The organism is Spirosoma sp. 209, from assembly GCF_002006735.1.
GTDB classification, from domain to species: Bacteria; Bacteroidota; Bacteroidia; order Cytophagales; family Spirosomataceae; genus Spirosoma; species Spirosoma sordidisoli.
This window is the reverse complement of the sequence record NZ_MVEC01000011.1, coordinates 1-12755: the sequence shown is the minus strand read 5'-3', so window position 1 is coordinate 12755 and position 12755 is coordinate 1. Positions and strand designations below refer to the sequence as shown.

The 12755-nt window shown below is 54.7% G+C and carries 11 protein-coding genes; 2 read left to right on the top strand and 9 right to left on the bottom strand.

From position 1 onward, the window contains the following. The 5 genes from B1C80_RS18250 to B1C80_RS18230 form a co-directional block, all read right to left on the bottom strand. On the bottom strand, window positions 1-1272 hold the full coding sequence (locus B1C80_RS18250; protein WP_077922648.1) for a hypothetical protein: 1272 nt from the start codon (window positions 1270-1272) through the stop codon (window positions 1-3). Further along, a complete protein-coding gene (locus tag B1C80_RS18245) occupies window positions 1269-2219 on the bottom strand; it encodes a hypothetical protein (RefSeq protein WP_077922647.1) in 951 nt (316 codons plus the stop codon). The genes B1C80_RS18250 and B1C80_RS18245 overlap by 4 nt, the downstream gene beginning before the upstream one ends. Further along, complete coding sequence (locus B1C80_RS18240) at window positions 2216-3301, bottom strand: OmpA family protein (protein ID WP_139361681.1); 1086 nt, start codon at window positions 3299-3301, stop codon at window positions 2216-2218. Before B1C80_RS18240 ends, B1C80_RS18245 begins: the two co-directional genes overlap by 4 nt. Before the next feature lie 276 nt (window positions 3302-3577). Next, a complete protein-coding gene (locus B1C80_RS18235) occupies window positions 3578-4801 on the bottom strand; it encodes a hypothetical protein (RefSeq protein ID WP_077922645.1) in 1224 nt (407 codons plus the stop codon). A gap of 17 nt (window positions 4802-4818) precedes the next feature. Beyond that, window positions 4819-5643, bottom strand: a complete 825-nt coding sequence (locus tag B1C80_RS18230) for a hypothetical protein (RefSeq protein WP_077922644.1) — start codon at window positions 5641-5643, stop codon at window positions 4819-4821. A 406-nt stretch (window positions 5644-6049) separates the two neighbouring features. Here B1C80_RS18230 and B1C80_RS18225 point away from each other — a divergent pair, with 406 nt between their 5' ends. Continuing rightward, window positions 6050-6451 (top strand): hypothetical protein, encoded by a 402-nt coding sequence (locus tag B1C80_RS18225; RefSeq protein WP_077922643.1) that lies wholly within the window; start codon window positions 6050-6052, stop codon window positions 6449-6451. Between the two features lie 44 nt (window positions 6452-6495). Here the strand turns inward: B1C80_RS18225 and B1C80_RS18220 are convergent, their stop codons facing one another. The 3 genes from B1C80_RS18220 to B1C80_RS18210 all read right to left on the bottom strand — a co-directional run bounded on the left by B1C80_RS18220 (window position 6496) and on the right by B1C80_RS18210 (window position 9804). Continuing rightward, window positions 6496-6948 carry a nuclear transport factor 2 family protein gene (locus B1C80_RS18220; protein WP_077922642.1) on the bottom strand — a complete coding sequence of 151 codons (453 nt, stop codon included), beginning with the start codon at window positions 6946-6948 and terminating at the stop codon, window positions 6496-6498. Window positions 6949-7227: 279 nt separating this feature from the next. After that, the gene (locus tag B1C80_RS18215) at window positions 7228-7800 is read right to left on the bottom strand and encodes a YMGG-like glycine zipper-containing protein (protein ID WP_077922641.1); all 573 of its coding nucleotides are present in this window, start codon (window positions 7798-7800) and stop codon (window positions 7228-7230) included. A gap of 117 nt (window positions 7801-7917) precedes the next feature. Then, entirely contained in the window at window positions 7918-9804 is a 1887-nt protein-coding gene (locus tag B1C80_RS18210; RefSeq protein WP_077922640.1) for a beta-N-acetylhexosaminidase, read from the bottom strand. 135 nt (window positions 9805-9939) lie between these two features. Between B1C80_RS18210 and B1C80_RS18205 the strand changes: the two genes are divergently transcribed. Next, window positions 9940-11562, top strand: coding sequence for a carboxylesterase/lipase family protein (locus B1C80_RS18205; protein WP_077922639.1), 1623 nt, complete (start codon window positions 9940-9942; stop codon window positions 11560-11562). Window positions 11563-11731: 169 nt separating this feature from the next. Here the strand turns inward: B1C80_RS18205 and B1C80_RS18200 are convergent, their stop codons facing one another. Beyond that, entirely contained in the window at window positions 11732-12496 is a 765-nt protein-coding gene (locus B1C80_RS18200) for an NIPSNAP family protein (protein ID WP_077922638.1), read from the bottom strand. Window positions 12497-12755 lie beyond the last annotated feature (259 nt).

The window sequence follows — 12755 nt, the reverse complement described above, 5'->3', positions numbered from 1 at the left end:
CTACTTCCCGGCTTTCAGTAATAATCGGATTCCATTGATGAGCAGGCCGCCACCCGCCACTCCTCCACCATAGACCGCGTAGATACCAGGCTGGGCATAGGAGGTAAATGGCATGGTTACTAACGGACTGGTATCGGGCCGTTGCGCCAGCGTTTGCCAGATCGCATAGTCAGCATTGAGCGCCGATACCTGATGGCTGTAACCATCATATTGCTTCTGGAGATACGCATAACCTGCATAGCTGGCACCGAGCGATACAAGCCCAGTTGCCACCTGAAGCCAGCCAGACAACCGGCGCCGGCTGCGCTGGCGTAACTTCTCATCCCCCACGATTGACCTTGCCTGCGTAAACCCTACTGTTGACCCATCAATCCGGCGAAACGTAAGCTGCTGATCTTCTCTGGATAAGGTTATGCTGATATTATCCTGGCTTTTGCTGGTCGTTATACCCCGTCGGTAGTAACCCGTCGGTATCATATCAATGGTCGATCGGACAACACTCAACCATTGACTATCCCATTTTACCGTTAGCGAGTCAATGGGATTGTCGGCTTTGCGAAAACTGACCTCTTTACTATCCAGGGGCTTTTTCGGTCCGTCAGCTTGCAGGATCGTTGGGTTGGTAAGCTGAGTGAGCGCTTCGCCCGGCCGCAGAAAGGCCAGACGGGTAATAAACGTTCGCCATTTGCCGTCAACAATTTCTGCTTTTAGTTCAGCCACCCGCCGTACGGGTTGATAGGCCCTGTCTACCTGTTTGTTTTTACTCCTGAAGGTCTGGGTGAAAAACACTTTCACATACGGGTAGTCTTTCCCCTCCTGAACGTCAGAGACAATTAGCTGAGAAAAGGCGATGGTCAGCGTATCGGACTTGACGTAGAACAGGTCCATGTTACGCAGGTATTTCTCGACATCTACATCAACCGCCCCCTCGGCCGACGTATGGGTAGGATCGATATCATCTTCGATAACTACGTCGTCTCCACTAAATATCTGGTTCGGACTAGGTAAAAAGCTGTTCTGCATTAACGCAATGCGTTCAGCATCACCCAGTCCATCAAACGTAAGGGTGTTGAGCAGGTCGACGAGGTTTTTATTGATCCGGTTGGTAGCCTGAAACTTAATCTCGTCGTTGCGTCGCTTCATCTGCTGGGGCGTTAACGCGCCCCCTTTACTTACTTTGGCTATGTACACCTTAGCCGACTTATCCTGAGCTACGGCCGGCAGTCCGATCAGTAAGAAGCCCACTACCAAATAGAAGAAGCTGTTTTTCATGGGCAGTTGGTGTAATAGTTGATCTGACGGGCTCCGTCACTACGGCCGTAGCCCAGCGAATAGCCGTTTTTGTTGTAGGCATGGTTGTAGACAAGGGTTTGCTCCTCAAGTAGCCTGTCGTTCTGGTAGCGTTGGTACGTCCTTGTCTTTACGTTATGTAGCGGCCTGTGCCCCCCTAAGTCGAGCGCCGGGATGCCTCTCAGCCCCAGCTGCGTCTGGTACCAGTAGGGATTGTTATCGTAGGTGTACGTATACTGTACCCGGCTGAATCCGGAATAGACGGTCTGTTTTTCGAGCTGTCCCCGATTGTCAAACTGATAGCGTATGTCAGTACTATCCGGATTACCGTAGTGGCTTTCTGCTATAATTTTTCCCTTATCTACGGTATAAGAGCTGATCGATCCTGGCGCCTGGCAGGAAGAAAGTTTCCCGGTGTCGTCGTACGAATATCGCTTTGTAACAACCCGGTTGGCATCGGCTTGCGTGTAGGTCTTCAGTCTGTCGCCGTTGTAGGTATAGTCCCGATAGCCAAGGGTTACGTTCGTTGTGTTATTAATGATTTTTACCGTACGAAGCCGCTCGTCTTCGTACGTATAGAGATAGCCGTTTACTTGCTTTATTTGCCGGCCGCTGTTGTCACGACTTATCAGTTGCTCCACCTGAGAGGTGAGGTAATGATCCGCTGTATATACGTAGACCTGCTCGGTACTCATCATTAATTGCCCTCTGACCCATCTGCGGTACGTGCTCTTTTCTACGTTCCCAAATGAGTTGTACTGATAGGTAGTGGTATCCCGCAGGTCTTCATCAATAGTCACGGACTGACTAAGCTGACAGGCAAACGGGATGGCCGACTTGGGCAAAAAAGGGTCCTGATGACAACCGGTTATACCAGCCACCAGGGCGCTGATCCATAAAGAATAGCCTGCTGCGTAGAGTTTCTTCATTGATTGGTAATAAGTTTCAGGGCTACCCTCCTGTTTAGTGCTTTGTTGGCTTCCGTATCGTTGGGTGAAATCGGATTTCTGCTGCCCTCTCCGGCTTTGTTTAACTTCTCTTCGGGAATACCCTGTCGGGTCAGAAATGTAAAGGCAACCGCAGCCCGGTATTCGGACAGGTTTTCGTTCAGGCGCTCGTTACCTACATTATCCGTATGACCAGTCACCTGCAGGCGGTAATGGGGGTGCGTCTTCAGGTACTGAGCCACCTGTTTCAACACCTCCTGCGAATCGGCCCGCAACTGATAACTGCCCTGCTCAAAATAAAGCATCGGAATACTATCCGGAAGTACCAGAGCAGGCCGCGATACAGGAGGGGCCCCGTTGGGTTTTATTCCCGTTTCTGCGGTTCGTACGCCCAGTTCGGCGGTGGCTTTCAGCGGGTCTGTGTACAGCACAGTCAAGCCACTTCTAACGCCTATCTCTTCACTACGGATCTGCCCCTGACGCTTCACGACCAGTGTATACGAACCCGGCTCGGCTTGATACGTACTGAACCAAACGCCCCCCCTGGCCCCCGTCACCTTCTTCAGCGGGATACGAACACCCTTTCCTAGAAGCGTACCTTGTTCTGCTTTACCTGCCCAGACGGTCAGCAGGGTCAGCTCGCGTTGCAGCTGAATTATTTGTTTCGTCGACGCGCCCTTCAGTGATTCAACGAGCAGGTTGCCTGCGTAGGGCTGGTAACCTGCTGCGGTGGCGTCAACGGCAACGATATCTGCCTGGCTAAAGTTGATGGCTGCCTGACCAGCTTTGTCTGTATCCAGGCATTTACGCTCACCCGTTTTCGTAAAAACAAAGCAGATCTTTCCCTCGACCGGCGTCTTACGGATTGCATCGCTCACCACAAAAACAGCATGTTGCCCAATGCTGTCTGGTTGGTCGGCTCCGACGAAACGGCTGGCCTGGACATACGACTTTTGCTCGGTTTGCAAGTAGATCCGATCCTTGGCTGGCGGCTCTACCGCCAGCAATGGGACCTCAACAACCACGGTATGGGTATCTGCCTGCACGATAGCGACAGGAAGCACCTGCGTACGGTAACCTTGTTTTTCTATGACAATAGCCGTTGCTTCGCAGGGAGCGTTTATCGAAAATCTTCCCTGTGCTGAACTAGAGCTGACCTTCTTCTGCCCCCCGGGCAGTTTAACGAACAGATTGGCCCTGGGCAGAGCTTTGCGGGTACTGTAATCGACGATAACGCCCTCTAATCGCCGACATGGGGGGTGTTCTGGCACCTGCGCCTGTACCACCACGCTCAGCAGAGATGAGCATACGAGTAATGCCTTCCTCACGTTCGTAGTGATTTATTGCGCTACACCGATACTACCCAACAATACATCCCATTTTATACTTTTTACCCCGTCTGACGTAGATCCGTATGACTGGAGTTTAACCCGTACATTCTTCTGAACTACGTCAGAGTAGAGTACCTGATCCTGGCTGCCATACCCGATAAATGTTTGCTGGCCCGTGATGACTCCATAGTAGTTCCCGTCGGCAGCCTGCGACAGTTCCTTTATATACTGCACTTCTGACCACTCGATCCGGGCGGAGCTGTAAGGCAGGAGCTTAAGCCGGTTGAGGTAGTCGCGAATGGGGTAACGGCGGGCTCCGGGTTTGCTGGTTGAGGTAACAGCGATAGTAGCCGCTGGCATAAACAGTCTGGCTGCCTGATCGATAGCCTTATCTTTTTCGTAGGTGGGCAGCTTTTTATCGGTGATGATATTCAGATACGAGACAAATTCGTCTACCTTCTGCAATGCTTTTTTACGATAGCCCTGGTATTCTCCCTCGGTCAATGCCGGCTTTCGGACATCAGTCGCCGATTCGGTCGTCAACGGCTTGTCTGTCACTTTTCCCGACGGGATAGCCGCTTCCGGTTTTGCAGCGCCGTCGGAGGGCAACGCGGCCGGAGCGGTGGGCAATGGCGTGGGCAGAGGCTCCGGAGAGCTGGCTGTAGGTACGGCTGGCTGCGGTTTTGCGGCCAGGGTCTCGCCTTTTATCTGCCCGCCAATGTCCTTTAATAAAGGAGCGATCTCGGCGGCTTCCCGTAATAACAGATGCCGTCCATCCTGGTAAAGAATCCCTACGAGCTCACTCTTGGGAATGGATGCGGATTTACCTTCGGCGGTTTTGTAGTTTACAACAGCATCGCTCTCATAGGCAATAGTGGCCGGAATGACAGTAAGTGGAACTGCCCTGATCAGATACTCCCTGTCACCCGCTCTGACTGGTGCTGATAAATACGCTCCAAGTTGTTGCTGGGCTTTTGTCAGGTCGCTACTCAATTCGCTTATTACCAGAAAGTTACCGGTACGACTGAACGCAAACAAAACATTGGCACGCTGAAAGTTGAATGTGCTGGCTTTACCGTCCCGCTGAACGGTAAAGGTTACTTTATCTTCCGTAAGACCGGTCAGTTGTGCATCACTGATCCGGTTTCCATTGGCTGTATAAATGGCATCCTGTGCTGACAAAACCAGCGGAAAAACCAAAAAAAATAGTGTGGCTAGTAGAGTTTGCTTCATAAGGTGTGGTTCAGAAATTAGCGCATTGTTTTGACCAGCTGTTGGGTAGCATCGGTAATAAAGGCTTCCAACCGATCCTGATCGAGATCTTCGTATCCTTTTCGGTTCAGCTTCTGAAGCTGCTCTTTTTCGCCGGGCCTTAACCAGAAGCTACTTATAAATGTGCCATTAGTACCTTTTTTGGTATAGATACCCCGGCACCCTTCCAGGCAGGGCGTGTAATGAATTTTGTAGGTTCCAACGATCTCGTTCGTCTTTACATGTACCAGTTTGAATTCAACCGAAGCCCCCTGGTTGCGGTACTCGTTTATAATTTTGGGCGCATCATCGGCCTCCAGATAACAGACGTTCGTTCGGTACCCGACCGAGCTTTCTAAACTGACAAGCTCCAGAATCAAATCCGTATTCGTCAGTTCTTTGATCTTCGAATAGTCTAAGCTGGCATTATCATCGAGTACCTGGTTGAACAGCCCCCGGTCTCGTACGCTGAACCCTTCCTTGAAGAGCTGCTTCTCAATAGCGTTATACAAAGCCGTCTCGTCATACTGCGATTCAACGTACTGCACTTTGGCAGCTGCTCTTCCGCTACCAGCCTGCTTTACCAGAACGGGGTTGATTACATTGGACTGGTGACTGCCTGTTCCCTGCGTATTCGTAACCCCTTTGCGCGTATTTGGCACACGAAGCACAATGCGTGGCGCCTTGTTGACAAGCATAATTTCGGTCAGTACATCGGCCGAGGTCAGCTCAGGAGCTCTCTGAGTAAACCGAACAACGGCTCGCTTAGAACAACCGAACTGGATAATAATCAGGAAGAGTACTAGTACGTATTTGTGCTTCATCAAGTTTAAGGGTTGGTTTTCAACATTTTCGTGGTTTACAATTACGGGAGGCAGCAAAGAAACGACTGAGCTTTGTAGACATAATCAAGGTCTACAAGCTACAAATTCTAAATACCACATCGAGTAAATATAAAATAGGTTACAAATAAACAAATATGTTCGTGTTACCGTGTATACAATTGAACATAGTCTCAGATAAACGCAGTCGAATTTATTTATCGGTAGTAAGTTGACCAATCAGTCCTTCACCTAACGGTTCGAATAACCGTAACTAACCATAACTACATCCATAGCTTTAGGATTCAAATCCTCGGTTAGCTAGGCTGTATGGTTCCGGGTAAGTTGTTACGGCGTACTACCTACCCGCTTTTATGCGTTTCTTTGTTGACTCAATGACGTAACCCCCATGATTCGGTTGTTTTCTTTTCTGTTCCTGTTGATGCTGTCGATGGCCGCATCGGCGCAGGTAACCGGCTCATCAGCCACAACAACATCGGCCCCATCCCTGTCGGCGTCAACGGCCGCCGAAACCCGCGCGCGCGACGAAGCCTTTGCCGCCTGGAAAGTGCGCTACGCCACAAACCGCGCCTGGATTGCCGACGAGATCAAAGCCGTTCGGCAGGAACTAAACAAACTTCGCCAGGCGCAGCCCGAACCCGGTCAGCGCCTGACCGACCTGCTTAACGGAACCATCAAACGCTGGAATCAGGAAAAAACGGACTATGGCGACGCCGAGCAGTTCGCCGATTGCCAGGAGTTTTTCGCCACCCTGCGAACCAGCATCCAGAACGAACGCACAAAAAAATAACCCGGACCAGCCGGGTTATTTTTTTGTGTTGACTACCAGTCCCTTTACTGCTTCACCTGTACCGGCAATCCCTCCAGCTGAGCGTAGTTGAGTTTCCAGGTATTGTCGGTCCCCTTCTTCCAAAGCAGGATGAAGTTGCCCTCCCCGTAGCCTCGTGGCTGCTGGGGGCCTTCGGGCAGCACATCGACCGAGTAGGTACCGGCTTCATAAGCGGTCTGGGTATCGGCGGCCGAGCTGACTACATTCGTTTTCAGATCAGCCAGGGTTGGCATGGTTTCGCGAACCCATTTCTGCGCGACCTCCGACTTCCCTTTGAAGTGGGTGTTGCCCTGCAGGAAATGCACATCTTCGGCCAGGAAACCAATGACTTTCTCGGTATCCTTGTTATTCCAGGCACCGATAAACTGCTGGTTTAAATCCTGAATATTGACCGTATCGGTCGAGGAGCAGCCGCTGGCAAACAGGGCCACGAGTAGAACAAATCCGTATGCTTTCATGACGTTGGTGTATTTAGATGATGGAATGGTTGATATGGACTAATCTCACAATAGATTGCTTTCTCCATGGTCTGTGTCCGCACCGGAACGCGTAGTGGGACTATTCATGTATCAGCAATACTATCCGGCTGGGTGGTCCGTGAGGACACGGACCACGGTGAGGAGTGACAGTACGATCAAAAACATCGTCTCCATGGTCCGTGAGGACACGGACCATTCACGCGTCAGCAACACTATATGGCCGGGTGGGCCTCACGGACCATGGAGAAGGCAAGCTGTTTACCAGCTTTTCCGGCGCACTTCGGAGCTGGGATAGGCACTGTTCTGATCGCCGTAGTTGTTGTTCAGCAGGAACAGGGTGTTGTTCTGATACGGCTCCGACAGGGTTTGGGCACTGAACGCGGTGGCGGCCAGACCGGCCCCGGCGGCTACCCCTGCCACGGCGGGTACAGGTGCTTTCTGCACGGCAGCTACCCGCTCGGCAGCCGGACGGGTTACCACGCCGGGCTTATCGGCAGCTGCGGCCGCTTCCCGGCGAGCCAGGGCGGCTTCGCGACGGGCTTCGGCCGCCTGGCGTTCGGCCGCGGCAATGCGGGCGTTGGTTTTCCGGCGGTTGTCGACGCCTTTACCGATGGCATACCCACCAGCCGCACCGGCCGCACCACCAATCAGACCACCCACCAGCCGATTCCGCTTATTGATTATAGCCCCGGCGGCTCCGCCAACGCCCGCCCCGATGGCGGTACCTTTTGCTTGCGGACTCCACTTACGGCGTTGCTGTGCTTCTACAACATGACTGAATATAAAGGCAGTCAGAACTGCCATCAGGATAATCACTCGGTTCGTTTTCATGGCGTTACTTATAGTTGGTGTTCAATTGCCCGTTGGACAGACAAGCATCCAATAGGTTTAGTCGACATATCAACTACGAATAACGCCCGGTTCCGGATTGTTGTTTGAATCCGGCCGTTAGAACCGCCCGACCCGCTTCTGCATCGCATCGCGCGTAAGGGTAATCAGTCGGCCGATGGGCTTGCCGGCCCGGTACGTAATGACGCGCAGGGTGATGGGTCCGTCGGGCAGGGTGATCGGCTGGCTGTACTTCGGCGAACGGCCGTCGGGCATGGTATCATCGATGGTGTAGTACAGATCCAGACCCGGCGCTTCACTTTCCAGCTCGACAACCAGTTTCCCGTCTTTCTGACTGGTCCGAACAATGGCGTCGTAAATGGCCCTAGAGTAGTTGACCCCAGCTGCGTCGGCCCGGTCGAAGTGGGCTTCCAGGCGCGGTACGAATCCGGCCCAGTCTTTGGCCGTTTTCGGCGACCAGTAGACTTCGGCCAGGGCCCAGCCGCGCGGGTAGGTCATATACTCGGCATGGCGCAGGGTCGGAATCTGCTCGGTCCAGAGGTTGGCCTGCCCGCCCAGAATAAACTTCGGATCGACGCCATCCGGAACAGGCTCGAAACTGTAGCTTTTGCTGGCCCGGAGGCTGGCATAGATGGGCGGTTCGATGGTAGGGTCTCCCTGCAGGTAGTCGATATAAGCGAACGTCGACGGGGTCATTACCACGTTATGGCCCGCCTGAGCCGCTTCGATCCCGCCCTTGATGCCCCGCCAGCTCATGACCGTAGCGTCCGAGGCAATGCCCCCCTCCAGGATTTCATCCCAGCCAATCATCTTCTTGCCTTTAGCCTGTACAATCTTCATCACCCGATTCATGAAGTAGCCCTGCAGGTCTTCTACATGCCGGATGTTGAGTTTTTTCATCAGCGCCTGGCAGCCTGGGTCCTGCGCCCAGTACCCTTTGTAGCATTCGTCTCCGCCGACGTGGATATACGGGTTGGGAAACAGGGCAGCTACTTCGGTGAAGACCTTGTCCAGAAACTCGTATACTTTTTCGTCAGACGGGTTCAGCGTGTTCTCGACCTTCATCTTGAACGTACCGTTACCGTACCAATCTGCAAAAGGAGTACCGGGGTTGACACTGACAGCGGCTTTGGTGCAGCTCAGTTCGGGGTAGGCTGCCAGAGCCGCCATACTGTGGCCCGGCACGTCGATTTCGGGTACGATGGTTACGTTGCGGGCCTGCGCGTAGGCAACCACCTCGCGGATATCGTCGTGGGTGTAAAACCCGCCGTACGGCACGGGCTCGCCCGGCTGCGGGTCGGCCCGATCACCGAAATGACCGGCCCGGGCTACCCGCCACGCCCCTACTTCGGTTAGTTTTGGCAGCGCTTTGATCTCGATCCGCCAGCCGTTATCGTCGGTCAGGTGCCAGTGCAGGGTGTTGAACTTATACCGGGCCATCTCATCGATATACCGCTTCACGTCATCTTTGGAGAAGAAATGACGGCTCACATCGAGCATGATGCCACGCCAGCCGAACCGGGGATAATCGGTAATCTGAACCGCCGGAACCGCCCAGCTGGCCCGGGTAACCGCGGCACTTTCGATCTCTTTGGGTAACAGCTGCAGCAGCGTTTGCGCGCCATAGAACAGCCCCGCCGGCTGGTTGGCCGTGATCACAACTCCCTTCGGTGAAGCACTGAGCCGGTATCCTTCGGGGCCGAGCTGAGCATCGGGCGTTTCGGTCAGGTTGAGCTGGATGCCGCTCCCCGACCCCGCTTTCGCCCCGAGCGGAAAACCGGTGGGCCGACTCAGCTGGCTGGCGAGCCGATCGGCAACAGCCTGCCCGGCGGGTTTGTTGTAGCGGATGGCGGTGGAGCGCGTCAGGGCGAAGGTGCCCGGCTGGGTCTGTACCGAGACGGGTTGTGGGATCAGGGCGAGCGGTTGCTGCGCCTGGGCAATGGTGCTAATCAAGAGTCCGATCAGCCAAACGTAATGCCGTTTCATAGAGTGGGTACGCTTTTTAGTAAACAGGGTAAAGTAGGTGTTTTTTACCCAAAAAACCCACAGATGCCTATGCCCTCGCCTATATGACAAGTAGTTTCAGATCATATAGTCATTTTCAGATTATATATGTATCCTATGAAGTCACTCATTCTTCTTTCTCTCCTGTCTGTGCAAACTGGCCTGACCGCCCTGGCTCAGTCGACTCCGCCCCGCGTCCGTACGGCCAACGGTACCCTGGAGGGCACCCTCGAAGCCTCGGGTATTCGCTCCTTTAAAGGGGTTCCCTTTGCGCAGCCCCCCGTGGGCGAGCTACGCTGGAAAGAACCCCAGCCGGTAAAAAACTGGACCGACGTCAGGCCAGCGACCAAGTTTGGGCCGCGCGCCATGCAGCGGGCCGTATTCGGGGATATGAACTTCCGATCGGACGGCATGAGTGAAGACTGTCTTTACCTCAACGTCTGGACACCCGCCAAGTCGGCCAGCGAACGGCTGCCGGTGCTGGTTTACTTCTACGGCGGAGGGTTCATAGCGGGCGATGGCTCGGAGCCCCGCTACGATGGCGAAAGTATGGCCCGCCGGGGCATTGTTACCCTGACGGTCAATTACCGACTCGGCCCTTTTGGCTTTATGGCCCACCCGGAGCTGACTAAAGAGTCGCCGAACCGCTCATCGGGCAATTACGGCTACCTCGACCAGGCGGCTGCGCTGCGCTGGGTACAACAGAATATTGCCGCGTTCGGGGGCGACCCCAAGCGGGTGACAATTGCGGGCGAATCGGCCGGATCGGCCTCGGTCAGCGCCCAGATGATGTCGCCCCTGTCGCGCAACCTGATTGCCGGTGCCATCGGAGAGAGTGGGTCGGTACTGGGTACCCTCCCCCCGGCTCCGCTGCCGGTTGCCGAACAGAGCGGGGTCCGGTTTGCCAGCCTGCTGGGTGTACAATCGCTGAAGGAGTTGCGGGCCCTGTCGGCCGAGCAGGTGCTGGAGGCTACCGCCAAATCCGACGCGCCCCGTTTCTCGGCCTCGATCGATGGGTACTTCTTTCCGAAATCGCCGGTAGCCATCTGCGCGGCCGGCGAGCAGGCCAAGGTACCCCTGCTGGTAGGCTGGAACTCGGAAGAGATGAACTACCGCGCCCTCATGGGCAGGGAAAATCCGACCCTGGAAAACTACACCAAAGCCGTGCAGAAGCTGTACAACGACCGCGCCGACGAAGCACTGAAGCAGTATGCTGCCCAGTCGGACGCCGATGTAGAACAGGTAGCCACCGATCTGGCTGGCGACCGCTTTATCGGGTACAGCACCTGGAAATGGGCCGATATGCACAGCCAGACGGGAGGAGGCAAGCCTGTTTACCGCTATTTCTACGCCCGTCCGCGCCCGGCCATGACCCCCGAAATGGGCAACGCAGCACCGGGTCTGGCGGGTGGCGTGGTTAAAGGAAACGCCCCCAATGCGGTTCCTCCCGCCAAAGGAGCCGTCCACTCGGCCGAGATCGAATACGCCATGGGGAACCTGGCTACCAACAAGGTATTTGCCTGGACCCCCGACGACTATAAAGTATCGGAAACGATGCAGGCTTACTTCGCCAACTTTATAAAAACCGGTAACCCGAACGGTAAAGGTTTACCCAACTGGCCCGCGCTGAAACCCAACGCCCCGGCTCAGTATATGCGCATCGACGTTACGACCCGCCCCGAAACCGAACAGCACCGCGACCGCTACCTGTTCCTGGACCAGTTTCTGGTAAAACCCTAACCGCCGTATTCCCCATACGCACAGAACCCCAGACCGGCCTCGGCTGATCTGGGGTTCTGTGTATAAACTGGGTAGGCTCTTGGCCACCCTGTGCCTGTTTTGCCGTCACGCAGCCCCACCGGGGTGTTGTTTCCGACACCGGGCCGCGGCTCTGACTAACGTTCGGGGACTAGATCTGTGAGTAGGGCGACGGCTCCAGAAATACCCGGATGATGTTGGATACGGTATTGGCATATTCGGGAAGCTGCGACACGCGTTTCCAGTCGGGGTCAGCGCCGAACTGTTTCCAGTTGGCATCCCGCTCGGCCATGTCCTTAAACGTCAGCATGTACGTCAGACACGGCATATGCTCCCCGGCAATCACCTCGCCGAAAAATACCGGATTGAGTTTGACCCGGTAAAAAATAGGCAGCTCGTCGACGTTGAACATCTTCACTTTCCGCCGAACGGCATCTTCCGAGTACCCTTCGTAGGTTCGCAGTTCAAAAATCCGGCTCTCGCGGGCGGGCGTGACCAGCTGCGGCAGCGCGTCGAACGCCGTGAGCAGCGAGGTGGTATAGCGGGTAAAAACGGCTTTGTCGGGTGTCAGGTCGTTATACGCTTTGCTCGCGCTGGTGTAGGCGGTATCGGCCGCCAGCCGGGTAGCGGCTCCGGCGTAGGCGTCCATCGACGCGTGGGGTATGAGTACATACAGCTTGGCCGGGTCGGACTTACCCATTTCCCGAAATACGCCCACCGTTTTGGCACCCTGCCGGTTCAGGGCCGGTATAAGGGCATCTTTGAGGTATTTTTCGAGATTCGACTGCTGAGCGCCGAAGCGCATGTCGTATATCCGCAATTCATACACTTGTTTAGCCGGAGCGGGTTTCTTGGTTTCCTGGGTCAGCGCCGGTACGGCCAGGAGCGATGAGGCAACAAACTGTCTTCGTTTCATCAGAGAATAAAAAGATCACATTAAGCAAGTATCATAAGTCTGAACCCGTTTTATTCTACCGACCCACCAACCCTACCCAGGGCACCGACGCTGCGCTGTGAGGGCCCTGACGGGCCATGAATAATCTGGCCGAATTGATTCCTACCAACGCTGCGCTGTGAAGGCCCTGACGGGCCATTGTTTTCCTAAAGGAGCGGTAAAGAAATAAAATGCAGCACGACCCCGGCCCGTCAGGGCCCTCACAGCGCAGCGTCGGTAG